24 protein-coding genes are annotated in these 26736 nt (G+C 60.1%); 14 read left to right on the top strand and 10 right to left on the bottom strand.

The features are described from left to right. From DNK50_RS13695 to DNK50_RS13670, 6 genes are all read right to left on the bottom strand, one after another. Complete coding sequence (locus tag DNK50_RS13695) at positions 1-630, bottom strand: response regulator transcription factor (RefSeq protein WP_112194531.1); 630 nt, start codon at positions 628-630, stop codon at positions 1-3. Positions 631-911: 281 nt separating this feature from the next. Beyond that, positions 912-1628 carry an MgtC/SapB family protein gene (locus DNK50_RS13690; protein WP_099585075.1) on the bottom strand — a complete coding sequence of 239 codons (717 nt, stop codon included), beginning with the start codon at positions 1626-1628 and terminating at the stop codon, positions 912-914. Positions 1629-1644: 16 nt separating this feature from the next. After that, complete coding sequence (gene mgtA / locus DNK50_RS13685) at positions 1645-4350, bottom strand: magnesium-translocating P-type ATPase (protein WP_112194529.1); 2706 nt, start codon at positions 4348-4350, stop codon at positions 1645-1647. Between the two features lie 529 nt (positions 4351-4879). After that, entirely contained in the window at positions 4880-5467 is a 588-nt protein-coding gene (locus DNK50_RS13680; protein ID WP_371929500.1) for a GNAT family N-acetyltransferase, read from the bottom strand. 31 nt (positions 5468-5498) lie between these two features. After that, on the bottom strand, positions 5499-5936 hold the full coding sequence (locus DNK50_RS13675) for a T6SS immunity protein Tdi1 domain-containing protein (protein WP_112194526.1): 438 nt from the start codon (positions 5934-5936) through the stop codon (positions 5499-5501). A gap of 24 nt (positions 5937-5960) precedes the next feature. Further along, positions 5961-6305: an FKBP-type peptidyl-prolyl cis-trans isomerase gene (locus tag DNK50_RS13670; protein WP_099585077.1), complete on the bottom strand. Its 345-nt coding sequence runs from the start codon at positions 6303-6305 to the stop codon at positions 5961-5963. A 396-nt stretch (positions 6306-6701) separates the two neighbouring features. Here DNK50_RS13670 and DNK50_RS13665 point away from each other — a divergent pair, with 396 nt between their 5' ends. The 4 genes from DNK50_RS13665 (at position 6702) to DNK50_RS13650 (ending at position 10095) form a co-directional block, all read left to right on the top strand. Then, entirely contained in the window at positions 6702-6947 is a 246-nt protein-coding gene (locus tag DNK50_RS13665) for a DUF6124 family protein (RefSeq protein ID WP_112194524.1), read from the top strand. A 209-nt stretch (positions 6948-7156) separates the two neighbouring features. Next, positions 7157-8044 (top strand): nitrilase family protein, encoded by an 888-nt coding sequence (locus DNK50_RS13660; protein ID WP_112194523.1) that lies wholly within the window; start codon positions 7157-7159, stop codon positions 8042-8044. Between the two features lie 178 nt (positions 8045-8222). Continuing rightward, complete coding sequence (locus DNK50_RS13655; RefSeq protein WP_112194520.1) at positions 8223-9719, top strand: PAS domain S-box protein; 1497 nt, start codon at positions 8223-8225, stop codon at positions 9717-9719. Positions 9720-9822: 103 nt separating this feature from the next. Beyond that, a complete protein-coding gene (locus DNK50_RS13650; RefSeq protein WP_099585081.1) occupies positions 9823-10095 on the top strand; it encodes a DUF1652 domain-containing protein in 273 nt (90 codons plus the stop codon). Here the strand turns inward: DNK50_RS13650 and DNK50_RS13645 are convergent. Together DNK50_RS13645 and DNK50_RS13640 are read right to left on the bottom strand one after the other, a co-directional pair. Continuing rightward, a complete protein-coding gene (locus DNK50_RS13645) occupies positions 10058-11251 on the bottom strand; it encodes an MFS transporter (RefSeq protein ID WP_099585082.1) in 1194 nt (397 codons plus the stop codon). The two genes, DNK50_RS13650 and DNK50_RS13645, sit on opposite strands and share 38 nt — an antisense overlap. Before the next feature lie 76 nt (positions 11252-11327). After that, positions 11328-11636: an RcnB family protein gene (locus tag DNK50_RS13640; RefSeq protein ID WP_099585083.1), complete on the bottom strand. Its 309-nt coding sequence runs from the start codon at positions 11634-11636 to the stop codon at positions 11328-11330. A 170-nt stretch (positions 11637-11806) separates the two neighbouring features. Here DNK50_RS13640 and DNK50_RS13635 point away from each other — a divergent pair, with 170 nt between their 5' ends. After that, positions 11807-13963, top strand: coding sequence for a WG repeat-containing protein (locus tag DNK50_RS13635; protein ID WP_112194518.1), 2157 nt, complete (start codon positions 11807-11809; stop codon positions 13961-13963). A 149-nt stretch (positions 13964-14112) separates the two neighbouring features. Here the strand turns inward: DNK50_RS13635 and DNK50_RS13630 are convergent, their stop codons facing one another. Further along, complete coding sequence (locus DNK50_RS13630) at positions 14113-14571, bottom strand: transposase (RefSeq protein ID WP_112194516.1); 459 nt, start codon at positions 14569-14571, stop codon at positions 14113-14115. A 266-nt stretch (positions 14572-14837) separates the two neighbouring features. On the opposite strand from DNK50_RS13630, the gene DNK50_RS13625 reads away from it, so the two are divergent. From DNK50_RS13625 to DNK50_RS13615, 3 genes are read left to right on the top strand one after another with little or no spacing between them, the layout of a single operon-like run. Then, positions 14838-15395, top strand: coding sequence for a helix-turn-helix domain-containing protein (locus tag DNK50_RS13625; RefSeq protein ID WP_112194514.1), 558 nt, complete (start codon positions 14838-14840; stop codon positions 15393-15395). 11 nt (positions 15396-15406) lie between these two features. Beyond that, a complete protein-coding gene (locus DNK50_RS13620; RefSeq protein ID WP_112194512.1) occupies positions 15407-16753 on the top strand; it encodes a glutamine synthetase family protein in 1347 nt (448 codons plus the stop codon). Between the two features lie 22 nt (positions 16754-16775). Beyond that, a complete protein-coding gene (locus tag DNK50_RS13615) occupies positions 16776-17873 on the top strand; it encodes a DNA alkylation repair protein (protein WP_112194510.1) in 1098 nt (365 codons plus the stop codon). Positions 17874-17915: 42 nt separating this feature from the next. On the opposite strand, the gene DNK50_RS13610 is transcribed toward DNK50_RS13615, so the two are convergent. Beyond that, a complete protein-coding gene (locus DNK50_RS13610) occupies positions 17916-18806 on the bottom strand; it encodes a LysR family transcriptional regulator (protein ID WP_099585088.1) in 891 nt (296 codons plus the stop codon). Between the two features lie 129 nt (positions 18807-18935). Between DNK50_RS13610 and DNK50_RS13605 the strand changes: the two genes are divergently transcribed. The 6 genes from DNK50_RS13605 to DNK50_RS13580 all read left to right on the top strand — a co-directional run bounded on the left by DNK50_RS13605 (position 18936) and on the right by DNK50_RS13580 (position 26703). Then, positions 18936-20582, top strand: a complete 1647-nt coding sequence (locus DNK50_RS13605) for a GMC family oxidoreductase (protein WP_112194508.1) — start codon at positions 18936-18938, stop codon at positions 20580-20582. 65 nt (positions 20583-20647) lie between these two features. After that, on the top strand, positions 20648-22273 hold the full coding sequence (locus tag DNK50_RS13600; RefSeq protein WP_099585090.1) for an MFS transporter: 1626 nt from the start codon (positions 20648-20650) through the stop codon (positions 22271-22273). Positions 22274-22490: 217 nt separating this feature from the next. Then, positions 22491-24440 carry a DNA topoisomerase III gene (locus tag DNK50_RS13595; RefSeq protein ID WP_112194506.1) on the top strand — a complete coding sequence of 650 codons (1950 nt, stop codon included), beginning with the start codon at positions 22491-22493 and terminating at the stop codon, positions 24438-24440. A gap of 131 nt (positions 24441-24571) precedes the next feature. Continuing rightward, on the top strand, positions 24572-25012 hold the full coding sequence (locus DNK50_RS13590; protein WP_099585092.1) for a CBS domain-containing protein: 441 nt from the start codon (positions 24572-24574) through the stop codon (positions 25010-25012). 9 nt (positions 25013-25021) lie between these two features. Beyond that, a complete protein-coding gene (locus tag DNK50_RS13585) occupies positions 25022-25867 on the top strand; it encodes an NAD-dependent protein deacetylase (RefSeq protein WP_099585093.1) in 846 nt (281 codons plus the stop codon). Positions 25868-26373: 506 nt separating this feature from the next. After that, a complete protein-coding gene (locus DNK50_RS13580; protein WP_032886651.1) occupies positions 26374-26703 on the top strand; it encodes a hypothetical protein in 330 nt (109 codons plus the stop codon). Positions 26704-26736: the final 33 nt, after the last annotated feature.

Genomic DNA, 26736 nt, shown 5'->3' with positions numbered 1-26736 from the left:
TCAGATCAAGTGATTGCGCTGAGCGAACTTGGACAGGTGCACCACCGATGACATTCGCAATTTCTCCTTGAGGCGCGTCTTGTAGGTACTGATAGTCTTGTGGCTCAACAGCATGTTCTCAGCGATCTCCTTGTTGCCCAGGCCAAGCGCCAGCTTCTGCAGCACGGCCAACTCACGGTCAGATAACGCCTCCACCAACTCCCGCTCAGTGGATTGCAAGTCGTCGCGCCGCACCGAGCTGGTAGGCAAGCTGGGGAAGCAGCTGTAGCCAGACCTGATCGCCCTTATCGCCTTTTGCAACTCATCGAGCTCGCCGGTCTTGGAGACGAACCCCATCGCTCCAGCGCGCATACAACGGGTGGAAAAAAACACCGCCAGGTACGAGGTCAGCACCAGGATTTTGCAGTCCAACCCAAGCGCCTTGACCCGACTGATCACCTCCAGCCCACCGAGTTTAGGCATCGCCAGGTCCAGAATGATCAGGTTCGGATGCTGTTCGCGCACAGCCTGCATGGCGTCGGCACCGTTATCCGCCTCGTAGATGCTATCGAAGCCTTCCTGCTTCAACAGGTACCTGACGGTGGCGCGTATAAAAGGGTGATCGTCCACAATTAAAGCTTTGTTGCTCATAAGAGTCCCCGGAGAACATCAGTACGCTGACATATCACGCGAGACCCAACTACCTGTGAAAAGTAACAGTTCCGACAAACGGTACTGACTACTCTGTACGACGCTTCAGGCAGAAAAGGCCCCTCCTTTGAAAAACACAGTAACTACGTGTAGTGCGACGCCTTGATTCCTGAGCAGACGCAAGCGCGCAACCTTATCAACCGTGTGCCGTTCAAAATGAAGGGATAATCTCGACTGCTTGTAGGACTTTTCCTCAATAACGCATAACCAGGTGTCCAGAACTACTCGGTCGTACTCGGGCTCCAGAAGGCCTGCACCACGAGGCTCGACCTGCAAATCCGTGCGACCAGAGCGTCCAGTTCGTCACCGTCCACAGAGGTCACCGCCAGCGTGGCTTCGATTTCCACCTCTTCGGTGCCGAACGGTCGCACATCGACATCGCTGGCCGGGTAATTGCACCGCGCCAATTCGGCTTCCAGCAACGCCAATACCGCGGTTTGCTGAGTGCGCCGGGCGATCACATAGAGGATGTTCGTGACCTCCGCAGACACCACATCAAGCGGCTGGCGGTTGATGTTATTGACGATGGGTCTCAGCAAGGTATTGGCCGCCAGCACAAACAGTGTGCCCAGCAACGCTTCAAGCACCAGGTCGGCGCCGGCACAGGCCCCTACCGCCGCCGACGCCCACAGCGTGGCGGCGGTGTTGAGCCCACGGACATTGCCTTCTTCGCGCATGATCACGCCGGCACCGAGAAAGCCAATGCCCGACACCACATACGCCACCACCCGCACCGCGCCTTCCGCGCCACCGAGGCGGCTGGCCATATCGACAAAAATCGCCGCCCCCACCGCCACCAGCACATTGGTGCGCAGGCCCGCCGTGCGCTGGCGGTACTGGCGCTCGAAACCGATCAGGCCGCCGAGGATAAACGCGGCGGTGAGGCTGACCAGGGTGTCGATCAGGGAATCGAGGTTGATGTTGTTGATTGCTTGCATCGGAAATCGTCCCTGCTCATTGCCAGCCAAACTTACGGATGTAGTAGCCCTTCACCGCCTGGGTCAGCGCCATGTACGCCAGCAGAATCACCGGCAAAAACACGAAATACAGCGACGGCAACGCCTGCAATTTGAAGTAGTGCGCCAGCGGCCCCATCGGCAGGAAAATTCCCACCGCCATGATCACGCCGGTCATCACCATCAACGGCATTGCTGCACGGCTTTGCAGGAACGGAATTTTCGGCGTGCGGATCATGTGCACGATCAGCGTCTGGGTCAGCAGCCCCACCACAAACCAGCCTGACTGGAACAGCGTCTGATGGTCTGGCGTGTTGGCATCAAACACGTACCACATGAGTGCAAACGTGGTGATGTCAAAGATTGAACTGATCGGCCCGAAAAACAGCATGAAGCGCCCCACATCCCCCGGCTGCCAGCGCTGTGGCTTGGCCAGCATCTCGTCATCGACGTTGTCGAACGGGATTGCGATCTGGGAAATGTCATACAGCAGGTTCTGCACCAACAGGTGCATCGGCAACATCGGCAGAAACGGGATAAATGCACTCGCCACCAACACGGAAAACACGTTGCCGAAGTTGGAACTGGCGGTCATCTTGATGTACTTGAGCATGTTGGCGAAGGTGCGGCGCCCTTCCAGAACGCCCTCTTCCAGGATCATCAGGCTCTTTTCCAGCAGGATGATGTCGGCCGCTTCCTTGGCAATGTCCACCGCGCTGTCCACCGAAATACCGATGTCCGCCGTGCGCAGCGCCGGCGCATCGTTGATGCCGTCGCCCATAAAACCCACCACATGCCCATTGGCCTTGAGCAGGCGCACGATGCGTTCCTTGTGGCTGGGCGTCAGCTTGGCGAACACATTGGTGGTCTCCACGGCCTTGGCCAGCTCGGTATCGGTCATGTCTTCGATGTCGTTGCCCATCAGCAGGCCCTGTTGCTCCAGGCCCACTTCGCGGCAGATCTTTGCAGTCACCAGCTCGTTGTCACCGGTCAGCACTTTGACCGCGACGCCGTGGGCTTTCAGGGCTTTGAGAGCAGGCGCGGTGCTTTCCTTGGGCGGGTCGAGGAAGGCCACGTAGCCGATCAACGTCAGGTTGTTTTCATCCGCCAGGCTGTAGGTGTCGCGCCCCGGTGCCATCGGTTGCGCGGCCACGGCCACTACACGCAGGCCTTCTTCATTGAACGCGGCGGTCACTTGGCGAATGCGCGCCAGCAGTTCCTCGGTGAGCGCTTCGTTGGTGTCGCCGTGGCGCACGCTGTTGCACACCGAGAGGATCTCCTCCACGGCGCCCTTGCAGATCAGCAGGTGCGGCAAGCCCTGCTCGGCCACGACCACCGACATGCGGCGGCGATTGAAATCGAACGGGATCTCGTCGACCTTGTGGAACGCGGTGCCGACTTTCAGCTCGCGATGCACCTCCACATGCTCCAGCACCGCCACGTCCAGCAGGTTTTTCAGGCCAGTCTGGTAGTAGCTGTTGAGGTAGGCCATTTCCAATACGTCGTCGGATTCTTGGCCCCACACATCCACATGGCGCGCCAGGAAAATCCGGTCCTGGGTCAGGGTGCCGGTCTTGTCGGTGCACAGCACGTCCATTGCGCCGAAGTTCTGGATCGCGTCCAGACGCTTGACGATGACCTTCTTGCGCGACAAAAACACCGCGCCCTTGGCCAGGGTGGACGTGACGATCATCGGCAGCATTTCCGGGGTCAGGCCCACGGCAATCGACAGCGCAAACAGGAGCGCCTCGGTCCAGTCGCCCTTGGTGAAGCCGTTGATGAACAGCACCAGCGGCGCCATCACAAACATGAAGCGGATCAGCAACCAGCTGACTTTATTCACGCCATGCTGGAACGAAGTGGTGGCACGGTCAGTGGCCGTCACACGTTGCGCCAACGCACCGAAATACGTGCTGTTGCCGGTGGTCAGGATCACAGCCGTCGCTGCACCGGACACCACGTTGGTGCCCATGAACAGGATATTGTCCAGGTCCAGGGGGTTGCGGGTGTGGGCGTCCTGCTGCTGGGCGAATTTCTCCACCGGCATCGATTCGCCGGTCATCGCCGCCTGGCTCACGAATAAGTCCTTGGCACTGAGCACGCGGCAATCGGCGGGGATCATGTCGCCGGCCGACAGCACGATCAGGTCGCCAGGCACCAACTGTTTGATCGGCAACTCGATGCGCTTGGCCGCATCGCGGCGCAGTACCGTGGCGGTGTTGCTGACCATGGCTTTCAAGGCGTCGGCGGCCTTGTTCGACTTGGCCTCCTGCCAGAAACGCAGCAGCGTCGAGAGCACCACCATGGAGAAAATCACCGTGGCGGCCTTCATGTCTTCGGTCAGCCAGGAGACCACCGCCAGCAAAGTCAGCAGCAGGTTGAACGGGTTCTTGTAGCAGTGCCACAGGTGCACCCACCACGGCAGCGGCTGCTCGTGCTCGACTTCGTTGAGGCCATATTGCACGCGCAGGGCGTCAGCTTCCTGAGAGCTCAAGCCCTCGCCATGGCTGCCCAACGTGCCGAGCAATTGCACAGTGCTGCTGTTGGCCGCGACCACCAGGGTTTGCGCCAGGGTCGGCGGCACTTCGCGGCTGACGCTGGCGTCGGTGACGGTTTCGAGCATGGCCAGGCGACGGAAATGCCGGGCAATGTGCCGGGTCCGCAGGAAGCCGGCGAAGAACTCTTTCAACAGAGTGAGGTTCATGGTGTTACTCCTGCGCGAGGAAAAAACCGTCGTGCAGGTACTGCCCATCCGCACCGTGCCTGTCAGACAGGCACAGCCGGCTTGGCCCGCCCGCCGCAAAAGGCAGGCGCGTCCGTAGCATCCCAAGGTTACTCAGGTGCTGGTCAGCGTCGATGAAAGAGGATCGAAACAGAGCCAGGACTGGCCGCTGCCTTGATGCCGCTTCTCGCTTTGATGGCGAGACAACGGCATCGGATAAATGCGCGTTACCTTGCCAAGCCTGTGCCGGTTACCGCAACCGGCCGACTACTGTCACTCGAACAAGTACCCACTGAGGGTCTCCGCTATTGATGAAAACGCGCGAAGCTTACGCCCCGATTTCAGGAGAGTAAACCGTAGGAAAGTTTCCGCCTGGTGAATAAGAAGATTCTTCAGGATGGGTTCAGGAACCGGCTCTGGGCACGCAGAAAATCAAATGCAGGAGCTGGCTTGTTGGTGAGCGGGCTTGCGCTGGGGCGCGAAGCGGCCCCAATAAGGAAGGCCATCGCGTCTAGGGTGTGCCTGGTCGATCCCGCTCAACCAACGCCAGGTAATCCTCAACCCTCCCACCCGCCAACGCCTTGATCTGAATCGACACCCTGTTCACCTGCCGCCCCATCGCAACCCCGTCACGAGTGCGCACCGGTACATACCCAAGCCTGGGCCAGAAGCGCTCGGCGCGGGTATTGCCCAGCACCACCGTCAGCCGCAGCCACTGGGCGCCGTTCCCTATCGCCCAGCGCTCAAGGTCAGCATGCAGGTGCTGCGCAAGGCCGCTGCCATGCCAGCGCGAGTCGACCAGCAACAGGCCGATATGCCAGACGCCCTCAGCGAGCAAATCCGCCGCGATATTCACCACAGCGACCAGTTGGCCGTGCGCCCCGCGATACCCCAGCCAGTAGATTCGGCTGCAACGCCAGCCCGGTGGAAGCTGGTTTAGCAACTCGTCGTGCGCTTCGGTTGGCGTGGCCGGCTCGCCATTGACCGCGATGAAGTAATCCGGCGCCTGCTCGAAAAAATGCTGTAGCTCGACATCGTCAGCCACGGTAAGCGCCACGACTCGAATATCGGGAAAGGTACTCAGAGGAAGAGGAGTCATGCAATCCATAACGTGCTGTCCTTACAAGCCACTAATCCACAATCCTGAGCTTCACCTGTGCGCCGTCAGGCAAATTCTTGATCTCACGCGCCAGATCACCGCAGAACCGAAGCTGCTCGACATGATCAAGCCGACGCACATTGTCGCTGGCGTATTCGCCGCCCAACACCGGCGAAATAACGAAATGGTAAACCTCACCCTGCGCCAACGGTCCCAGCATCTCCTCGGCGTGATCCACCATCGGTTGCAGATACCAGTCGTGCAGAAAGACCTGATCTTTGGAAACTTCATCCAAGGCCGCGCGGGTCTCGGCGATCACTTCGCAGGAAAGCGCCTCGGGGCAGACTCGCCAGTAGTGGCCCTGTTCGTCCCTGACCATCAAATTGCCGAACGCCGTAGCGCCTACGACCTCAACAGGGTCAATGCCCGCCCAACCCCAGCTGTCGCGCAATACGTGAAGTATGTTCATGCAGCCTCCTTGCGTCGAAACGACTCAATCATCCCGCGTCAGTACTTCCAGCAACTCAATCTCAAAGCGCAGATTACTGTGGGGCGTGATATGCGCACCCATCGACCGCTCGCCGTAGGCCAGGTGCGCCGGCACGTATAAGGTGCGCACCCCGCCGACCTGCATGCCCATCAGGCCCTGGTCCCAGCCTTTAATGACGCGCCCGGTGCCGATCACACACTGGAACGGCTTGCCCCGTTCCCAGGATGAATCGAACACCGTGCCATCTTCCAGGGTGCCGGTGTATTGAGTGGTGATCAGCGCGCCCTTCACCACGGCTTTGCCGGTGCCCTGGCGGATGTCGGTGATCTGGAGTTCGTCGTGATTCATCGGGTTCTCGTTGAAGGCGTAAAGGCTGGGGTTTTCCCAGAATCGGTGGGGTTTGGCAAGTGTAGGAAAAGTTGGAGCAGCGACATTTCCCTTTAACTTGCGGGACGTTTCCGAGAGAATCCCAACCGCTTGCGCCGCTCAAATCCGCTGGCTAGTCTTCGCCGGTCACTGCCAATTCAGTGATTCGGGGTTTGGTAGACCACGAGTGATTAGGCGCTAAGCGCCCCCTTCTGCAAGGCGCTTTTTTTCGGCCCTGCGTTATGGTGGCCGTGCGCAGGGCACCTTCGGGTGCACCGGGTCCTAATCACCGGTCTACCAATCTGCGTACGGTCACCACCCTAAAGTCGTTTGGTAGCGACGGTGGTGGCTTTCCAACTTAGATTAGGAGTTGAACCCATGGACAAACTTGTCCCCGCACCACCCACTTCAGAACTGCATTTCTTCACCACCACCCCAGACGTCAGCTTCGAAGACGCCCTGGCCCACGCCAGCAGCGTACTGCGTTGCGCAGCCGTGGCCGCACAAACGGCGGGGGATCAATTGGACGGTACTTCACGCACGCTGGTGCTGTCGGTCATGCATCTGGTGGACATGGCAAGCGTGATGGTGGATCGCTCGCTGGAATGCGTGCAGCCGCGCTAACCCTGCGCGACCTTATGACGAGCAAGCTTGCTGTGGCGGAGCGAGCTTGCTTGCACTGGGCTGCGCAGCAGCAGCAGCAGCAGCAGCAGCAGGACCTTCGCTTATTTCAGGAGCTACCTGACCCCCCAAGCAGAAGCGCCCGATATTCTCCGGCCTGCGCATCACCTCTTATGGACAGCCAACCCTATTCCCCAAAGAGGATACCCGTCATGAACCCATCCATAAGCCCTGTCCGTGTCGCTGTCGTGCAATTCGATCCCCAGGTGGGGATTGACCACCGCCGCGCAAACCTGCGCCTTAGCCTGGAGCTGGCGGCGCAGGCCGCCAACGGTGGCGCCAAATTGATCGTGTTGCCGGAGCTTTCAAACTGCGGCTATTTCTTTGCTGACCGCCAGGATGCCTTCGCCCACGCCGAAGCGGTCCCAGGGGGACCTAGCGTAAAAGCATGGGTCGACTTTGCCTGCAAGCATCAGGTTTACCTGGTGGCCGGTCTCAATGAAGTCGATGAACTGCAATTGTTCAACACTGCCGTGCTGCTAGGCCCGAACGGTATGATCGGAAAGTACCGCAAGGCTCATCTGTGGAACCTGGAGAAGTTATGGTTCACCCCCGGTAATACCGGTTTTCCAGTGTTCGACACGCCCATCGGCCGCATCGGGATGCTGATCTGCTGGGACATATGGTTTCCCGAAGTGCCGCGCATTCTCGGTCAGCAAGGTGCCGATATTATTTGCAGTTTGAACAACTGGGTCTGGACGCCTCCCCCACTGTTCGACGAAGCGGGCAAGTGCATGGCGTCTTACCTGACGATGACGGCGGCACACGTCAATAACGTATTTATCGCCGCCGCAAGCCGAATCGGCCAGGAACGTGATGCGCGTTATCTGGGATGCTCACTGGTCGCAGGCACCAACGGTTGGCCGATCGGCAAGGTGGCATCCGCCGATCAGCAAGAGGTGCTGTTTGCGGATGTCGACCTGAGCAGGGCACGCAGTGCGCCGATCTGGAACAACTTGAACGACTTGCAACGGGATCGACGTGCGGATCTGTACGATCAAATGTTGGGATACACCCGGCACCACGCGCTGCCTCGTTGAAACCAATATGCCTGCGGGGCTTGTTGTGGTTGTCGCTCGGCGCCGGCACAAAGGGCTAGCCCTGGCTCAAATGCACACTCCAATCGCGTGCATTCATACCTCCCCCCGACCGCATTTTCTTTGCACTATCCGGCCCCCTGGCTGTCGGAGTTTGCATGCGCTTTCCCAGGGAGACACCATGAGCCAGGACGTCCTTGCCAAAGAAACCAACCGCCGCCAACTGCAGCAGATCATCTCCGGGCTCTCGGATGGGATCATCCTCGCGGAAGTCGACCAGACCATCCTGTGGGCCAACGAAGCCGCGCTGACCATGCACGGCGTGGATGACGTGCAGGCACTGGGCGCCAACACTCAAGCCTACGCCGAGCGTTTCGCCCTGCGGTACCGCAACAACCATCCCGTACAGCTGGATAACTACCCCTTGGCCCGCGCGGCGGCCGGTGATGAATTCAGCGATGTGGTGGTGGAAGTCACGCCCACCGCCGACCCGGACAAAACCTGGGTGCACCGCCTGCGCAGCCTGGTGATCAGTGACTCCCACGGCGAGCCGGAGCTGCTGGTGTTGATCCTCAGCGACGCCACAGAATGGGCCAGCGCCGAGCAGCGCTTCGAAAAAACCTTCAACGCCAACCCCGCGCCTGCGGTGATCTGCCGCTTGAGCGACTTGCGCTACATCAAGGTCAACCAGGGCTTTTTGGAGATGACCGGTTACAACCGTGACCAGGTCATCGGTAAATCAGTGTATGAATTGGACGTGCTGGAGCAGGCCGAGCGCAAAGACCTGGCTATCCAGCGCCTGGGCGAAGGCGCGACGATCCCGCAGATGCAGGCCGAACTCAAACTGCCCGACGGCGGCAGCAAATTGGTGATCGTCGCCGGCCAGCCGTTGGACATGAACGAGGAAGACTGCATGCTGTTTTCGTTCACCGACCTGGAGCCGCGACGCAAGGCCGAAGTGGCCCTGCGCCAGAGTGAAGAACGTTTTGCCAAGTCGTTCCGCCTCACGCCGGTGCCCACGCTGGTGTGCAACGCCGCCAACCGCCAGGTGGTGGACGTCAACGAAGCGTTTATGAGCATCACCGGCTATATCAGCGAAGAGCTGATCGGCAAATCGATCGAAGACATCGACTTTATCGACAGCCCCCAGGCGGGCACGCAGTTGTTCACCACCCTGGAGAAAGCGGGCAACCTCGACGGCCAGGATCTCAAGGTGCGCAAAAAAGGCAACGAGGTGATCGACTGCGTGGTGTCCGCCGATACCGTGATCATCGAGGACGTGCCCTGCTACCTGCTGGTGCTGATGAACATCACCGAACGCAAGCGCTCGGAGCTGGAATTGGTGGCGGCCATTGAGGAAGTGATGCAGGACGCGTCCTGGTTCAGCCAGACCCTGATCGAGAAACTGGCCAACGCCAAGAGTGTCAACAGCCCCAACGCGCCGAATATCAGCTTCACCGACCTCACCGCCCGTGAGCGCGATGTGCTGGGGCTGATCTGCGAAGGCCTGGCCGACAAAGAAATCGCCTCACGCCTGAAACTGGCGCCCAACACCGTACGCAATCACGTGGCCACGGTGTACTCCAAGCTGGGGGTGCACAGCCGCAGCGCGGCCATCGTTTGGGCCCGTGAACGCGGGCTGTTTGCCGGCGAACTGCGCCTGAAAAACAAGTCCTGACAGTGCAAATGCACTAGAGCGCCTAGTGCGAATTCAACTTATGGCGCAGCAGTGCACGCAATAACCTTCAAGGCATCTAACCGGACGTCTTGAAGGAACACGCATGTTTACCCTCGCCCAACTGCGAAATTGCATCGAAGAAGGCCTGTCGCCACTGACCTGCGAATTCACCCTGTGCCGGGATGCGTCCTTGACCCTCAAGGTCTATGACGCCGATACCGGTCGGGTTGACCTGGTGGTGACCGGGATCAGCACCAACCGCCTGCAGACCCCGCAAGAAGTGGAAAAAATGGTGGAAGAGCTGCGCTACGAACTGCACAGCAACACCATGGGCAAACTTACGTTGGATGACTTTCCTTCAACGACGAACCAATGAAATAGAACACCCCGCCCGCCACAATGAACGCCCCCAGCATGTAGAACATGGTGTGCGCCGGCAGGTTGGCCAGCACCAGCCCACACAACACCGGCCCCAGTGCAGCGCCGAGGTTGGACAGGTTCTGCGCGCCGTAGTACATGCCCCGCAGGTGGTCCGGGGCGATTCGGTCGATAAACATGTACTCGGCCGGAAACACCACAATCTCCCCCACCGTGAACACTGCCATTGCCAGCACCCACCAAAGCACGCTGGTGGACAGCGCAAAGCCAATCAACCCCAGCATGAACATGCTCAAGCCGAAGATGAGCCATTGGCTCAAGTAACGGTGCGAGATGCGTCGGCCGATCACATATTGCAAGGCGATCACCATCACCGCGTTGGTGGTGAGCACGGCGCTGATCACCGTGTAGGTGTATTCAGCCGTGGTTGTGGTCACCAGGTACTGCGACAGGTAGGCCGTGAACTGGCCGAACACCACTGCGCTGAGCAAGCCGCCTATCGTGAAACACACCAGCCGACGGTCCTGCAGCAATACACGGCCAACGGCGAGAAACGACACCGGCTTCTGCGCCACGTCCACCGTGGTTAACCTGCGGTCGCCCCAGCGCCAATACAGCAGGAAGAACCCCGCCCCCAGCAGTGCTGACAACATGAACGGCAGGCTGATATCAAGCTTCGCCACCATCGCCCCGAAAAACGGCCCGACCGCGTAGCCGATATTGGTGAGGGTGTACTTGATGGAAAACACTTCACTGCGCGCGTCTTCCGGCAGCAGGCTGGCAAAACCGGCCTTCACCGCAATGTCGATGACTGCGTAGGCCAGGTTGATCAGGATCAGGCAGCTATAAAACGCCCAGATGTTCTGCGCCAATAGCGTGCCGACAAACCCCAGCACAAACAGCAGGCTCATCCAGAGCAATAAGCGGTAGCTGTTGATACGGTCGACGAGGAAACCGCCATACACACTCAGTAGCGAACCGACAATCAGCGAGCTGCCGATGACGAGGCCAACTTGAGTGATGTCGAGAGTGAAATGGTGGGTGAGGTAGATCACCAGGTACGGAAACGTGATGGCCTTGGCCAGCGTCAGCAGCAACGTGGCGCCCAGCAGCAGGTTCACGGTGCGGGGGTAGTTTCTTATTGTGGCAAGCATCCTGCTCTCATTCTTCGAAGGTAACGCGACCATTGCGGCCGGTTACCTTAACGCAAGAACAAGGCAAAAAGGAGGGTCACTTCTTGACGGGGGTGATCTCCAGAATAGTGCCGTTGGTGGTCTTGAGCAGCACGAACTTATCGCCTACCCGCGCCCATTGGCTGTCTTCCTCGGGTTGCTTGAGGCCGCGCTTTTTCCAGTCACTGACGGCCGACTCCTTGCGCATCAGGATATCCGGGGCGCGGTCGCCTTCTTTTAAATCACGGGCATTGATGTTGGAAGGTTGCACGGTTTCCTGGGGCGTATCACCGGCCTGGGCCACAAAGCTGACGGTGGACAGGCTGGCAGCGACTAAAACACAGGCTGCGAGGGTTTTGGACTTCATGGGTACTCCTTCAATGAATGGCGCGTACCCAGGTTCCGACCGCAGGCGCGCGCAATCATTCACCGTATGAAATCCGCCTGGTATCGCGCACTGTGCTTATGCCACTCCAGGTTCCCCGCCACCGTTCACCTGCTAACCTTGCGCCAGCCCTATTCTCGAGTCTGACAATAATGAAAACCGCCCTGACCCGAACCAAACTTCTTGCCAGCGCCCTGGTGGTGGTCGCCGTCATCGGCGGCGCGGCCTATTACCTGTTTGACCGGCACGTCATCACGGGCTTGGTCAGCGGCACCGAATACAGCGATGAGCAGCTCAATGAAGGCGCGGTGGACGACCTTCACAGCCTGACACTGGCGCAAGCGAAAAAACGCCTGAACTACCTGGAAATGGACGCGCGCGACAGCATCAACCAGATCGCAATGATCGAAAGCATGCGCCTGGAAATTTCGCCGGTAGCCGACACTGCCGCGTCGCCCGGCGAGAAAAAACAGCTGCGCTATGACGAACCCTTCGTACCCTTCCCCGCTGCCGAGCTGAAAACCGCGCTGGAAGATCTCGCACAGAAAAAGCCGACGTTCGAGCAGTTCTTTTTCGACAATCACTCGGGGCTGAAACTGGACGTGGAGCCGATCCGCGAGCTGCTCAAGCGTGGCGCCCTGCCCGACCAGCGCGAAGAGGAACGTTACGCGGTACACACCCTGTACTTTCGCGACGGGACGCAGCAGGCGTTTGCCGACGCTGGGCCCGACATCAGCGAAGAACAGGACACCTCCAAGGTCGAACTCAAGGTCAATAAGCCGGTAGAACGCGTCAGCGTCACCCTCACCTACCCAAGCTACCCTGGCTTCAAAAAGATCGTGCTGGACCCCAAGCATCCGAAAGTTACCGGCGACAACGGCGAGGTCTACCAATTGACCGCCCTGGCTGACGAGCGTGCGTCCCTGCTGCTGGCCACGCCAAAGGACAAGACCTACGTGATCGAGGGCTTGAGCGCCGACGGCAAGACACTCTACAGCGGCGGCAACAGCAGCAACTCCTCGCCTACCGCCGAGCAAAAGGCCAACCTGCGCGCTTACTACGACGAACTGCTGCGCATGCAGGACCAGTTCTCCCGCTATACCACCAGCGCCGAACTGCAGGAACACCTGGAGCAGTTCGTCAAAGGCCTGCCGGACAGCGACGGTGCCCTGACCAACGTGCAAGCCACCTACCAGTTCGAAGACACCCCGGCGAGCATCGTCATCTACTTGCTGGACCCCGCCCAACCGCAACCCCTGACGCTGGAGATGCACAACAGTGTGCCGGCCCAGGCTCGCTATATCGCTTACGACAATGCCACGAAAAAAAGCGGCTTTATCGACAGCAACGGCCAATGGGTGGTCAAGCCGCGCTTTGAGCGCATCGAGTACAGCCCCATGCCCGGTGTATTCAACATGCAGGTGGGCAGGACACCGCAGAAAGATGGCTGGAGCCAGTTGCAATTCAAGTACTTTGCGTTCGTGCCCGGCGGGCACACCTTGAAGGAGTTACCGTTCGAGATCATCGAAAAACCGCTCAATGATGAGCTGATGATCGTCGAACGCGAAACGAACGGGCCCTACGGCGTATACGACGTGAAGAAGCAGCAAGTGGTGGTGCCGATGAAGTACGTCAATGTTCAGGTAGTCGGCGACCTGTTCATTGCCCGGCCTGGGCTGAAGACCTACGGTGGCGACTCCTCCTACGGCGTGTGGAACCTGGCCGGCAAGGAACTGCTGGCGCCGCGTTTCTCCAACATCGACGTCGTCGGTGACCACCTCTACACCACCTCGGCTGACGGGGGGCAAATCGACATCTATACGCTGAAACTGCAAAAGCTCAATCCACCAGGCAGCACGGCCATTGGCGCGTTTATCCAGGGCCAGCCGCAACTGCTGCAAGACCGCAAAAACCGGAAATACCGCTTTATCGACGCCGAAGGCAAACCCTTGCCCATCAGCTTGCCCTATGACGAAGTCGAGCCGTTCTCCAATGGCATGGCCGTGGTCAAAAAAGGTGAACGCTACGGCGCGCTCGACCTGACCGGCAAACTGCGCGTGCCCCTGAAGTACACCCGTCTCAACCCCTTCCAGAAAAACCTCGCCTCGGCGGAAATGGACGGTTTCAGAGGCCTGGTGCTGATCGACAAAAACAACACCCTGGTGAAAAAACTCGGCTCGTACACCACCTACAGCCTGCCCACCAACAGCAACGACGCGACGTACAGCATCTGGGACGCGAAAGACGAAAACCGGGTGAATGTGTTCAATGCCGACGGCGTACAGGTGGACAGCTACCTACGCGAGTAACCGCCCCCGTGGCGAGGGCGCTTGCTCCCGCTGGGCTGCGCAGCAGCCCCAAAAGCCCCACCGCAGTCCGCCTGAGCGAACGCGGTGATCGGGTTGGGGCCGCTTCGCTGCCCAGCGGGAGCAAGCTCCCTCGCCACAAGTGCACCACCTTAAAGCCAGGCGGCATCCCAAAGCGGGTAGTCGCCAATATGCTCGACCAAGCCAGCACGCAACGGGTTGGCAATGATGTAGCGGGCGATACGGATCAAGTCTTCTTCGGCACGGACCGCACGGTCGTGGTAACCGCTTTGCCAAAAGGCGCCTCGGGTACGACAGGCTCGATTGATGGTCAACGTGCTGCATGACTTCACTTGCCTCATCACTTGAGACAAGGCCGCGTCTCGCAACTCAAACAGCCAATGGAAATGATCCGGCATGATGACCCACGCCAGCGAGTTGACCCGTTTCAGATCATGAACCTGCTTGAGTTCCGCAACCAATAACCGGCCGAGCTGAACGTTGGTGAATACTGGACGGCGCTGATAAACCACAGCAGTTACCAGATACGCACGGCCCGATTCCGAGTAACGGCCACGCCGTAATAAATGAGAGTTGGGTTTTTGACGCAATCCTTTGCTCACTCAAATCGATAAATGATTAATTCAAGCTAGCAGGCGCACAGGGTGACCCTGCCTGACTCAATTTCTCAATGTGTCACCCCCTGTGGCGAGGGAGCTTGCTCCCGCTGGGCTGCGCAGCAGCCCCAAAAAGCCGAACCGAAATCCCTCTGGAAAAACCCAGTGGCCGGAGGGGGGCTGCCTTTGAATCTCGGCCACCCATTGCCTGCGTGAAATTTATGCTGTAATTTTTCATGAAATTTCTCGATATAAATTTCATGAACCAACAAGAAGAACTCGACGCCCTGGCGAGCCTGGTCCACGACCTTCGCAAGCATAAGAAGCTGACCCTCGCCCAACTCGCGCAAAAGATCGAGCGTTCAGTAGGCTTCCTGTCCCAGGTAGAGCGCGGCCTGTCGCGCCCGACCGTGGCAGACCTGACTGCCATCAGCCACGCCCTCGACGTGCCCACCACTTATTTCTACAGCCAACCCAAGCCCAAAGCGGTGGACTGGATCACCCGTCCCAACGAGCGGCGCACGGTGTATTACGCCAATGGGATCACCGACATCCTGGTCTCCCCCAGCATGAAGGGTGCGTTTTCGATACTCGACAGCCTGTTGGCGCCCGGAGCCAACAGTGGTGAACAGACCATGAGCGACCGCGCCGAGCAGGCCGGTTTTGTGCTCGAAGGTGAATTGACACTGTGGGTCGAAGGCCAGGCCGACTCGGTCACCCTCGGCCCCGGCGACAGTTTCCACCTGGCCAGTTTCGCCCATTGCCGCTACGCCAACCTGACCGCCCTGCCCGCCCGCGTGTTGTGGGTTTACAACTAGGAGCTGCACCCGTGAAAAGCCATGCCGCCACGTTACTGGCCGAAGTACGGACCTTTCGCCAGAACCACCCCGACGTGCGCTACGTCGACCTGATCGCCCTGGACCTTCCCGGGCATTTCTACGGCAAGCGCTACCCGATCGAGATGCTGGAAAAGGTCGCCGCCGGCAGCCCGTTGAAACTGCCGCAGAACGCTGTGCTGCTTGGCGCCCAAGGCGGGCTGTTCAAGATTGGTGACTACTGCTTCAACGACGGCGACCCAGACGCCAACCGCCGCCTCGTGCCGGGCACGCTCAAGCCGGTGAACTGGGAATCGCAGCCCCTGGGGCAGATGCTGATCACTTCCGACGGCACCGAAGCGCCCATCGAGTTCGAGCCGCGTGAAGTGCTGGCCAAGGTGCTGGAGCGCCTGCACCACAAGGGCATTCACCCGGTGGTGGCGTTTGAACTGGAGTTCTACCTGTTCGACAAAAAACTCGACAACGGCCTGCCGCAATTCGCCCGCGACCCGCTGAGTGATGACGCCGACGACCAGCCCAACCTGCATATCGAACGGCTGTCGCGTTTCAGCGAAGTACTCGACGACATGGCCCAGACCGCCAGGGACCAGGGCATCGACATCACGGTGATCACCGCCGAACTCGGCCCCGGCCAGTTCGAGATCAATTTCGGCCACCAGGGCGACGGCCTGTGCGCCGCCGACTGGGCTGCCCTGTTCTGCCGCAGCACCCGCGGCGTGGCACTCAAGCACGGCTACCGCGCCAGCTTCATGGCCAAGCCTTACCTGCAATTTCCCGGCAGCGGCATGCATGTACATGTCAGCCTGTATGACGGCGCGGGCAATAACCTGCTGGCGGCGCATCAACAGCAGCCGCTGCGCCATGCCGTCGCCGGTTGCCTGGAACTGCTGCCCCACTGCATGCCGATCTTCTCGCCCAACCACAACGCCTTTCGCCGCCTGGGCGGTACGGTCAACGCCGCCACCCGCGCCTGCTGGGGCTTTGAAGACCGCGACGCGTGCGTGCGCGTCCCCGAGTCCGACCCGCGCAACCTGCGCATCGAACATCGCCTGGCCAGCGCCGACGCCAACCCGTATCTGGTACTGGCGGCGATTCTCGTCGGTCTGGAGCATGGCCTCGACGCCAAACAGGAGCCCATCCCACCGTTGAACGAGGACCGCGCAAGCGGCACCGACTTCCCCGTCGAAATGCTCGACGCTGTGCGCGCCATGCAGCATCAAGCGGTACTGCGCGATAAGCTGGGCGCCGAATTTGTCGACGTGTACTGCGAGAACAAGCGCCAGGATCACCTGGCCTTCCAGCAAGAGATCCACGCGCGGGAATACCGCTGGTTTCTCTGACTCAACCGCTAAGGAATCACCGATGACCGACCCAAGCGCCCCGGCCCTCAAGGACATCTTCAACGTCGAACGCCTGCAACATATCGCCACGGAAATGACGGCGGTGTACCCGGCGTTCGACGCCAACGGCTTCCTAGCACACGCCAAGGCCGGCTTGGCCGAGCTGTCGGTGATGCAGCGCGTGGCACGGGTCAGCGAAAGCCTGCATGCGTTGATCCCGCTGGATTATCCGCAAAGCCTCAAACTGCTTTACGCCCTCGCGCCCCGCCTGAACAGCGGGTTTGTCAGCCTGTTTCTGCCGCACTACGTGGCGAGCTACGGCCTGGCGGACTTCAAGCGCTCCATGGCGGCACTCAAGTACTTCACTACCTTTGGCTCTGCCGAATTCGCCATTCGTCACTTCCTGCTTCAAGACTTCCCACGCACCCTGGCGGTGATGCAGCAGTGGTCGCTGGATGACAACGACCACGTGCGCCGCCTGGCAAGCGAAGGTTCGCGACCGCGTTTACCGTGGTCGTTTCGTCTGGCCGACGTGCAGGCCAACCCAGCGTTATGCGCCTCGATCCTCGACAACCTCAAGGCCGATCCAAGCCTCTACGTGCGCAAGTCCGTGGCCAACCACCTCAATGACATCACCAAGGACCATCCCGAGTGGGTGCTTGGCCTGATCGAAGGCTGGAACCTCGATACCCCCCACACCGCCTGGATCGCCCGCCATGCGCTGCGCAGCCTGATCAAGCAAGGCAACACCCGCGCACTGACGATCATAGGCGCGGGGGCCAAGGCCGAGGTCAAGCTCCATCACCTGAGCGTGACGCCGGCGGTGATCAGGCTGGGGGAACGGATCAACCTGTCGTTCAGCCTGGAATCCACCGCGGTCACTGCGCAAAAACTGGTGGTGGATTACGCCATCGACTATGTGAAAAGCGCCGGGCACAGCGCGAGCAAGGTATTCAAGCTCAAGGCGTTTACCCTGGGGGCCGGAGAACAGCAGCGCATCAGCCGCGAGCAACACATCCGCGAACTGACCACACGCAAGCACTATCCCGGTCGGCATGTGGTGCATGTGATGGTCAATGGCGAAAGACTCGGCAGTGCTGCATTCGAATTGCGCGACTGAACCCACACCAGAGCACCCATGTGGGAGGGGCGGTTTCTTCAGTCAAGGTTCGCCGAGCAGCAATCCCTGCTCCCGCGCGCACAGTTCCACCACGTAATCCCACAACACCCGCAATCGTACTGACTTGTGCAGCTCCCGACGCGAGCTGATCCAGTAGCTGCGCTGGATCCCCTCCCCCGGCAACACCGCCACCAGATCCGGGTCGCCCGAGGCCATGAAGCACGGCAACACCGCAATGCCCAACCCGGAGCGCGCGGCCTGGTGCTGGGCGATGACGCTGGTGCTGTGAAACACCACTTTGGGATTGCGGCAGAAGCTGCTGAGGAGTTTCAGCTCCTGGCTGAACAGCAGGTCGTCGACGTAATCGATCCAGGCATGGGCGGCGAGGTCTTCGCGTTTTTCGATGGGTGGGCTGCGGTCCAGGTAGGCGCGGCTGGCGTAGAGCGCCAGGCGGTAATCGGTGAGTTTGCGGGTGACCAGTTGATCGACGCTGGGGCGTTCGAGATGGATGCTGATTTCCGCTTCGCGGTTGAGGATGCTGACAAAGCGCGGCACCGCCACCAGCTCCACCTCCAATCCCGGATAACGGTCGAACAACCCGCCCATGCGACTGGCGAGGAACATCACCCCCAGCCCTTCAGCCACGCCAAGGCGAATCTTGCCCAGGGGCGCGGCGCAATGGGTGAGTTCGTCTTCGGCCAGCAGTGCGACGTTTTCCATGGCTTCGGCGTGTTTGAGCAGCGCTTCGCCGGAAGGCGTCAGCTCATAGCCTTGGGCATGCTGCACGAACAACGCGGTGCCGAGGCTCTTCTCGATGGCCTCGATATGCCGGGCCACGGTGGCGTGGGTGGTTTTCAGGCGCTGCGCAGCGGTGAGCAGGCGGCCGCTGCGCTGGAGCTCAAGAAAGAACCGCAGGTCATTCCAGTCGAACATGTCGCCTCCATTCCATCAGCCAGGGCAGCGCTGTTTAAAAACGCACAGCAGCTGGGTAAAAACTAACATTTTTAAGACGAAAACTAACAACTAGGATGGAGCCAATAAGAAAAACAAGCGAGACCTCAGATGCCCATTGCAGCTGCTGAATACGATTACGTGGTAGTAGGCGCCGGCCCCGCAGGCTGCCTGCTGGCCAATCGACTGTCCGCCAACCCCGCCCACCGCGTGCTGCTGCTCGAAGCCGGTGGCCGCGACAATTACCCCTGGATCCATATCCCGGTCGGCTACCTCTTCTGCATCGGCAACCCGCGCACCGACTGGTGCTTCAAGACCGAAGCCCAGGAAGGCCTGCAAGGCCGTGCCCTGAGTTACCCGCGCGGCAAGGTGCTGGGCGGCTGCTCGTCCATCAACGGCATGATCTACATGCGCGGCCAGGCCCAGGACTACGACGGCTGGGCCGCTGAGGGCAACCTCGGCTGGGCCTGGAAAGACGTGCTGCCACTGTTCAAACAAAGCGAAAACCACTTTGCCGGTGGTTCCGAGTTCCACAGCGACGGCGGTGAATGGCGCGTCGAGCAGCAGCGCCTGTCGTGGCCGATCCTGGATGCGTTTCGCGAGGCGGCGGCGCAAAGTGGCATCGCCACTATCAATGACTTTAACGAGGGCGATAACGAAGGCTGCGGTTACTTCCAGGTCAACCAGAAGGCCGGCGTGCGCTGGAACGCCGCCAAGGCGTTTCTCAAGCCTATTCGCCAACGTCCCAATCTCACCGTGCTGACTGAAGTCGAAGTCGACCGCGTGGTCCTGGAAAACGGCCGCGCCTCGGCAGTGGTCGGGCGTCAAAACGGCCAGCAGATAAGCTGGAAGGCGCGCAAGGAGATCGTGCTGTGCGCCGGCTCCGTGGGCTCGCCGGGCATTCTGCAACGCTCCGGCATCGGCCCGTCCAGCGTGCTCAAGCCCTTGGGCATCGACGTGTTGCATGAACTGCCGGGCGTGGGCGGCAACCTGCAGGATCACCTGCAATTGCGGCTGATCTACAAGCTGGAAAACGCCCGCACCCTGAACCAGATCGCCGGCACCGTGTGGGGCAAGATGGGCATGGGCCTGCGCTACCTGTACGACCGCAGCGGCCCGCTGTCGATGGCACCCAGTCAGCTCGGCGCCTTTGCCCGCTCCGGCCCGGAACAGACTTCGGCCAACCTTGAATACCACGTGCAGCCGCTGTCCCTGGAGCGCTTCGGCGAACCGTTGCACGCGTTCCCGGCGTTCACCGCCTCGGTGTGCGACCTGCGCCCGCAAAGCCGTGGCCGTATCGATATTCGCTCGGCCAACCCGGCGGATGCGCCGCTGATCCGGCCCAACTACCTCAGCCATCCGCAAGACTTGCGCGTGGCCGCCGACGCGATTCGCCTGACTCGACGCATCGTCGCCGCCCCCGCCCTGAGCCAGTTCAAACCGGTGGAATACCTGCCCGGTGATTCGCTGCAAACCGAAGAGGAACTGCACGAAGCCGCCGCCCGTATCGGCACGACGATTTTCCACCCGGTGGGCACCTGCCGCATGGGCAGTGACAAAGACGCAGTGGTCGATGCGCAACTGCGGGTGCATGGCGTGCCCGGCCTGCGCATCGCTGATGCCTCGGTCATGCCGCGCATCACCTCCGGCAACACTTGTTCACCCACGCTGATGATCGCGGAGAAAGCCGCGCAGCTGATCCTTTCGCCGCCTACAAGGAGCCTCGCCCCGGAGAAAGAACTGGTTCATGCAATCTGAATAGCGGCGCCGCACCTGGCGCCGACAGTGGAACAACAATAAATAATCACTGTGAGGGCTACCCGATGTCAGAACATGCTCAACCCTTGGGCTCGACGGTCAACACCGCCAGCAGCACCAACGACTCAAAAAAGGTCATCTTCGCCTCGTCCCTGGGGACGGTGTTCGAGTGGTATGACTTTTTCCTCTACGGCGCCCTGGCGGCCGTGATCAGCAAGCAGTTCTTTGCCGGGGTCAACGACACCACGGCGTTTATCTTTGCCTTGATGGCCTTCGCGGCCGGCTTTGTGGTGCGCCCGTTTGGCGCGCTGGTATTCGGCCGCCTGGGCGACATGATCGGGCGCAAGTACACCTTCCTCGTCACCATCATCCTGATGGGCGTCGCCACCTTCTGCGTCGGGCTGCTGCCGACTTACGCCAGCATCGGCATCGCGGCGCCGATCATCCTGATCGTGCTGCGCATGCTGCAAGGCCTGGCGCTGGGCGGTGAATACGGCGGCGCGGCGACCTATGTGGCCGAACATGCACCGGCCGGCAAACGTGGCCTCAATACCAGCTGGATTCAATCCACCGCGACCATCGGCCTGCTGTTGTCGCTGCTGGTAGTGCTGGCCTGCCGTTACTTCACCGGTGACCAGTTCGAAGTGTGGGGCTGGCGGATTCCGTTCCTGTTTTCCATCGTGCTGCTGGGCATTTCCACCTGGATCCGCATGAGCCTGCACGAGTCGCCAGCGTTCCTCAAAATGAAAGAGGAAGGCAAGGCCAGCAAGGCGCCGATCCGTGAGTCGTTCGGCAAATGGGAAAACCTCAAGGTGGTGCTGATTGCACTGTTCAGCATCAACGGCGGGCAAGCGGTGACCTTCTACGCGTCGCAGTTCTACGTGCTGTTTTTCCTCACGCAGTTCCTGAAGATGGACCCGGCGCTGGCCAACATGCTGCTGATTATCAGCGTGGTGATCGGCGCGCCGTTCTTTATCTTCTTTGGCTGGCTGTCGGACAAGGTCGGCCGCAAGCCGGTGCTGATGCTCGGCCTGCTGCTGGCCACCGTGCTGTACTTCCCGATCTTCAAGAGCCTGGCGCACTACACCAACCCGGCGATGGACCAGGCCAGCACTCAAGCCCCCATCACCGTACTCGCCGACCCGGCCACCTGCACCTTCCAGTTCGACCCGGTGGGCAAGGCGAAATTTGACAGCCCGTGCGACAAGGTCAAGACCTTCCTGGTCAAGCAAGGCCTGCCCTATAGCAGCGCCGCCGCACCCGCCGGCAGCCCGGTGCAGGTGAGCGTGGGCGAGGTGCGCATCGACGGTTTTGACGAAAAGGCCCTGCGCGGCGCCGTGACCCTGGCCGGTTATCCGACTTCGGCGGATGTGGCTCAGGTCAACAAGGTCATGGTGGTGGTGCTGATCGTCGCACTGATCCTGATCGCGGCCATGTGCTACGGCCCGCTGGCGGCGCTGATGGTGGAATTGTTCCCGACGCGCATCCGCTATACCTCGATGTCCTTGCCCTACCACATCGGTAATGGCTGGTTTGGCGGGTTCCTGCCGACCGTGTCGTTTGCGCTGGTGGTGTACACCGGGGATATCTTCTACGGGCTGTGGTACCCGGTGGTCGTGACCGGGGTAAGCCTGATCGTGGGGATGATCTGCCTCAAAGAAACGCGGCATGTGGATATCGATAAAAACTGATCCCGAAGATCCCCTGTGGGAGGGGGCTTGCCCCCGATAGCGATGGTTCAGTCAGCGTTGCAGTGACTGGTATGCCACTATCGGGAGCAAGCCCCCTTCCACATTCATTCCCCAGCGCCTACATAAATAGCTGTATATCCATACAGATAATAGTTGCTCAATTCCCTTCTTATGCCCATCCTGCTCTCCATTCAACTGTGAAACGAATGGGCTGACCATGCGGCTGTACCTCTGTGAAAAACCCTCCCAGGCCAAGGATATCGCGGCCGTGCTTGGCGCCAGTCGCCGGGGCGACGGGTGCTGGCTGGGCAATGGGGTCACAGTCACCTGGTGCATCGGCCATCTGCTGGAAACCGCTCCGCCCGACGCCTACGACGAAAAGTACAAGCGCTGGGTGCTGGCCGACCTGCCAATCGTCCCGGAAAAATGGAAGATGCGGGTCAAGCCCAAGACCGCCAGCCAGTTCAAGGCAGTCAAGCGCCTGCTCGGGGAAGCCCAGGAGCTGGTGATCGCCACCGACGCCGACCGCGAGGGCGAGATGATCGCCCGCGAGCTGGTGGAGCACTGTCGTTATCGCGGGCCGATCCAGCGTTTGTGGTTATCGGCGCTGGACGACGCTTCCATTCGCAAAGCCCTGGCAGCGCTCAAGCCGGGTGCCGAAACCTTCAGCCTGTATCACTCGGCCCTGGGCCGCTCCCGTGCCGACTGGCTGATCGGCATGAACATGAGTCGTCTATTTACCTTGCTGGGGCGTCAATCCGGTTATCAAGGTGTGTTGCCGGTAGGCCGGGTGCAAACCCCGACCCTGCGCCTGGTGGTGGACCGCGACCGCAGCATCGCCGATTTCGTGCCGGTGGCTTATTGGGCCATTGATGTGGACCTGCGTCACGAGCGCATGACCTTCACCGCCCAGTGGCGTGCCGCCGAAGACGCCTGCGACGATCAAGGCCGCTGCCTCAATCCTCAGCTGGCCCGTGAAGCCGCCGATGCGATGAGCAACGCCGCCAGCGCACGCCTGGTAAAACTGCGTACCGAACGTATGCGCGAAGTGGCGCCCCTGCCCTTCGATCTCGGCACATTGCAGGAAGTCTGCTCCAAGAAGCTCGGCCTCGGCGCCCAGGAAACCCTGGACATCGCCCAATCCCTCTACGAAACCCACAAAGTCATCACCTACCCACGCAGTGACTGCGGCTACCTGCCCGTGAGCCAGCACAGCGATGCGCCGAAGATTCTTGCCGCTCTGGGCCGGGCCGACGCAGCGGTCAACGAGCTGATGCCCCATATCGATCCCCAACGCCGCTCGCGGGCCTGGAACGACGCCAAGGTCAGCGCCCACCACGGCATCATTCCAACGGGCGCCGGCAAGGACGTCGGGCAGCTCACAGGCAAACACAGAGCGGTGTACACGCTGATTCGTGCGCGCTACCTGGCGCAGTTTCTGCCCAACCATGAATACGATCGCACGCAGGCGGATTTCGACTGCGCGGGCTTTGCCTTGCGCGCGGTGGGCAAGGTGGTGATCGAAGCAGGCTGGAAACGCGCCTTGCCCGAAGCCCTGGCGCCGACCAAGGGCCGTGAAGCCCCCGCACCACAAGCCTTGCCGACGTTGGTACAGGGCCAGGACTATGCCGTGGCCAAGGTCAACCTCAAGGACTTGTGGACCCAGCCGCCCAAACCCTTTACCGAAGGCGACCTGATCAAGGCGATGAAAAACGTCGCCAAGCTGGTGGAAGACCCGCTGCTCAAGCAAAAACTCAAGGACACCACCGGTATCGGCACCGAAGCCACCCGCGCCGGGATTATCCAGGGCCTGCTCGACCGAGGTTACCTGGTGAAAAACGGCAAGGCGCTGTCGGCCACCCCGGCGGCGTTCAGCCTGATCGACGCTGTGCCTCGGGCCATTGCCGACCCTGGCACCACTGCCATCTGGGAGCAGGCACTGGACATGGTGCAAAGCGGTGAAATGAGCCTGGAAGAATTCGTCGCCAAGCAGGCGGCGTGGATGAGCAAGCAAGTGGCGCGCTGCAATGGGATGCGCATGACCATTACCGGGCCGGCGAGCCCCGCGGGTCGAGGCGCCACGCAGTGGAAAAAGAAGCGCAAGGCCGCCCCACGTAAGACCGCCGCCAGCCCCAAGCGAGCTAAAAAGCCAACAAATGCAGGCTAAATGCAGAAAAAATCCGGCGAATGACGTTTTTCGACGGGTTTAGCGCCGCTTTGGACCTTGCTCCCGCGTTGGACGTCTAGGATTCTGTAGGGACCTGCTGATTTCCTAACAACAACACCGGAGTGGCCGCCATGAAAACCGTTGCACAAGTGCTCAAAGCCAAGGACCAGAAGAACCAGGACGTCCACACCATCCGATGGGACCACACCGTGTTTGAAGCGCTGGTGCGGATGTCGGAGAAAAACGTCGGGGCCTTGCCGGTCGTCAAGGAAGACGTGGTGGTGGGGATCATCAGCGAACGTGATTACGCACGTAAAATCATGCTCAAGGGTCTATCGTCGGTCACTACCAAGGTCCACGAGGTGATGAGTTCCCCGGTGATCACCGTCGATACCCACAAAAGTGTCGACGAATGTATGAACATCATGACCGACAGCCACCTGCGTCACCTGCCCGTGGTTGAGGATGGCAAATTGCTCGGCTTGCTCTCCATCGGTGACCTGGTAAAAGAAGCCATTGCCGAACAGGCCGATCTGATCAAACAACTGGAGCAATACATCCGCGGCGAATAGGGAGCCCCCATGCTCGACAGCCTGCAACACCAGGAAGACCACCTCGACACCCTGCTCCGCGCCATGGCCGAACGGCGCTTTCTGGTGCTGACCGGTGCGGGGATCAGCACATCGTCGGGCATCCCCGATTACCGTGACAGCGAAGGCGTGCGCCGGGGCAAGGCGCCGATGATGTACCAGGAATTCCTCGCCACCCCACAAGCCCGCCGCCGTTACTGGGCGCGTGCGATGCTGGGGTGGCCGAGGGTACGTATTGCCGAGCCGAACAAGGCGCACCTGGCACTGGCGACCCTGCAACAACGCCAGCAAATCAGCGGACTGATCACCCAAAACGTCGACACCCTGCATGATCAAGCAGGCAGTCACGATGTGATCGAACTGCATGGCAGCCTGCATCGGGTGCTGTGCCTGGATTGCCAGCAACGCAGCGAGCGCGATGTGATCCAGCAACTGATGGAAGGCCAGAATCCCTACCTGGCTGGCGTCGACGCGGTGCAGGCACCCGATGGCGATACCCTGCTTGATCCTGCGTTTGAAGAGCGCTTCCTGGTTCCGAGTTGCCCCCATTGCGGCGGCCAGCGGCTCAAGCCGGACGTGGTGTTTTTTGGCGAGAACGTCGCTCAGGACACCGCAGCCAAGGCGATGGCTGCCGTGGAGCACGCCGAGGGGTTGCTGGTGGTGGGTTCATCGCTGATGGCGTATTCGGCGTTCCGCCTGTGCAAAGCCACGGTTGAACAAGGCAAACCGGTGATCGCCATCAACCTCGGCAAGACCCGTGGGGATGGGTTGTTGCAGGTGAAGATCCAAGCGTCGTGCGAGCGGTTGTTACCCCTGCTTGTCGATCGATTGACCTGACCTGCCGCAAGCCCGCTTGCCACAAAAGCGCCTTTACGGCTTGACCGTCAGCTCCAGAAAATGACGCCCAAGTCACGTTTTCCCGCATTTCCCCGTCCCCACGGCAATTTATGTAGTGACTAAAAATAATCACTACATAATCGTTGACGTAACCTTTTTGTCCTTGCATTATCGAGACGTCTCCCGGATCGGGAGCGTTGGTAACAAGCGTTTTGAAAGAGCTCGTCTGACCGCCGAGCTGTTTTTTCCGGATGTGCACTGCCCACAAGGCAGATTGATGAAGCTGACCCGTCTCGAAAGGGATAGGTACAAGGAGCTCAAACGCTGCTTGTCTTCGTTATGAAACCATTGCGTAGCAGTTCATCAGCAAGACTACATGCATCAGGTTCAAGACCCTGCCCGTATTCGGCAGACCGTCACTGACGCCCGGCTTTCAACGCCGGAGACAACTAAGCAGTTTTAACGGAATCAACTGATAGATCGCCAACTGGTCAAGGGGCTTACACATGAATCTGAACAACCAACCAACTATCGACGAATTGGCTGAGATGTTCGCAGCGCAGAAAGACACACTCGACGACCATATCCTGTGGATTGGCAAATCGGGCGAAGTGCAACTTGACTGCCTGGAGCCCAATACCGAAGAAGCCGAGTTTGACCGCAATAACCGTGAGCTGGCAGCGCGCCTGAAGGTGTATCGCCGTGGCCAGGGTTATGTCGGCAAGAAGGCCGCGGCTGATCGCAACTTTATCGAGCAGGTCTTTCATACATTGAATACCGAATGGCAGAACCTTAAAGGCCAGTCGCAAGTCAAGGTGATTGATAGATACTGCTGATCACTCAGCATTTAACATTCAAGCCCGCTCGTT

The organism is Pseudomonas sp. LG1E9 (assembly GCF_003290225.1).
GTDB lineage: Bacteria > Pseudomonadota > Gammaproteobacteria > Pseudomonadales > Pseudomonadaceae > Aquipseudomonas > Aquipseudomonas cyclaminis.
This window is presented reverse-complemented; position numbering and strand designations above follow the sequence as displayed.

Bases quoted from the DNA above. Each gene is read 5' to 3' on its own strand.
- DNK50_RS13605 (WP_112194508.1), top strand. From the start codon at position 18,936: ATGCCCATTGCAGCTGCTGAATACGATTACGTGGTAGTAGGCGCCGGC.
- DNK50_RS13660 (WP_112194523.1), top strand. From the start codon at position 7,157: ATGAACCCATCCATAAGCCCTGTCCGTGTCGCTGTCGTGCAATTCGAT.
- DNK50_RS13680 (WP_371929500.1), bottom strand. From the start codon at position 5,467: ATGACTCCTCTTCCTCTGAGTACCTTTCCCGATATTCGAGTCGTGGCG.
- DNK50_RS13650 (WP_099585081.1), top strand. From the start codon at position 9,823: ATGTTTACCCTCGCCCAACTGCGAAATTGCATCGAAGAAGGCCTGTCG.
- DNK50_RS13690 (WP_099585075.1), bottom strand. From the start codon at position 1,628: ATGCAAGCAATCAACAACATCAACCTCGATTCCCTGATCGACACCCTG.
- DNK50_RS13640 (WP_099585083.1), bottom strand. From the start codon at position 11,636: ATGAAGTCCAAAACCCTCGCAGCCTGTGTTTTAGTCGCTGCCAGCCTG.
- DNK50_RS13635 (WP_112194518.1), top strand. From the start codon at position 11,807: ATGAAAACCGCCCTGACCCGAACCAAACTTCTTGCCAGCGCCCTGGTG.
- DNK50_RS13595 (WP_112194506.1), top strand. From the start codon at position 22,491: ATGCGGCTGTACCTCTGTGAAAAACCCTCCCAGGCCAAGGATATCGCG.
- DNK50_RS13625 (WP_112194514.1), top strand. From the start codon at position 14,838: ATGAACCAACAAGAAGAACTCGACGCCCTGGCGAGCCTGGTCCACGAC.
- DNK50_RS13645 (WP_099585082.1), bottom strand. From the start codon at position 11,251: ATGCTTGCCACAATAAGAAACTACCCCCGCACCGTGAACCTGCTGCTG.
- DNK50_RS13670 (WP_099585077.1), bottom strand. From the start codon at position 6,305: ATGAATCACGACGAACTCCAGATCACCGACATCCGCCAGGGCACCGGC.
- DNK50_RS13655 (WP_112194520.1), top strand. From the start codon at position 8,223: ATGAGCCAGGACGTCCTTGCCAAAGAAACCAACCGCCGCCAACTGCAG.
- DNK50_RS13600 (WP_099585090.1), top strand. From the start codon at position 20,648: ATGTCAGAACATGCTCAACCCTTGGGCTCGACGGTCAACACCGCCAGC.
- DNK50_RS13610 (WP_099585088.1), bottom strand. From the start codon at position 18,806: ATGTTCGACTGGAATGACCTGCGGTTCTTTCTTGAGCTCCAGCGCAGC.
- DNK50_RS13695 (WP_112194531.1), bottom strand. From the start codon at position 630: ATGAGCAACAAAGCTTTAATTGTGGACGATCACCCTTTTATACGCGCC.
- DNK50_RS13585 (WP_099585093.1), top strand. From the start codon at position 25,022: ATGCTCGACAGCCTGCAACACCAGGAAGACCACCTCGACACCCTGCTC.
- DNK50_RS13665 (WP_112194524.1), top strand. From the start codon at position 6,702: ATGGACAAACTTGTCCCCGCACCACCCACTTCAGAACTGCATTTCTTC.
- mgtA (WP_112194529.1), bottom strand. From the start codon at position 4,350: ATGAACCTCACTCTGTTGAAAGAGTTCTTCGCCGGCTTCCTGCGGACC.
- DNK50_RS13590 (WP_099585092.1), top strand. From the start codon at position 24,572: ATGAAAACCGTTGCACAAGTGCTCAAAGCCAAGGACCAGAAGAACCAG.
- DNK50_RS13580 (WP_032886651.1), top strand. From the start codon at position 26,374: ATGAATCTGAACAACCAACCAACTATCGACGAATTGGCTGAGATGTTC.
- DNK50_RS13615 (WP_112194510.1), top strand. From the start codon at position 16,776: ATGACCGACCCAAGCGCCCCGGCCCTCAAGGACATCTTCAACGTCGAA.
- DNK50_RS13675 (WP_112194526.1), bottom strand. From the start codon at position 5,936: ATGAACATACTTCACGTATTGCGCGACAGCTGGGGTTGGGCGGGCATT.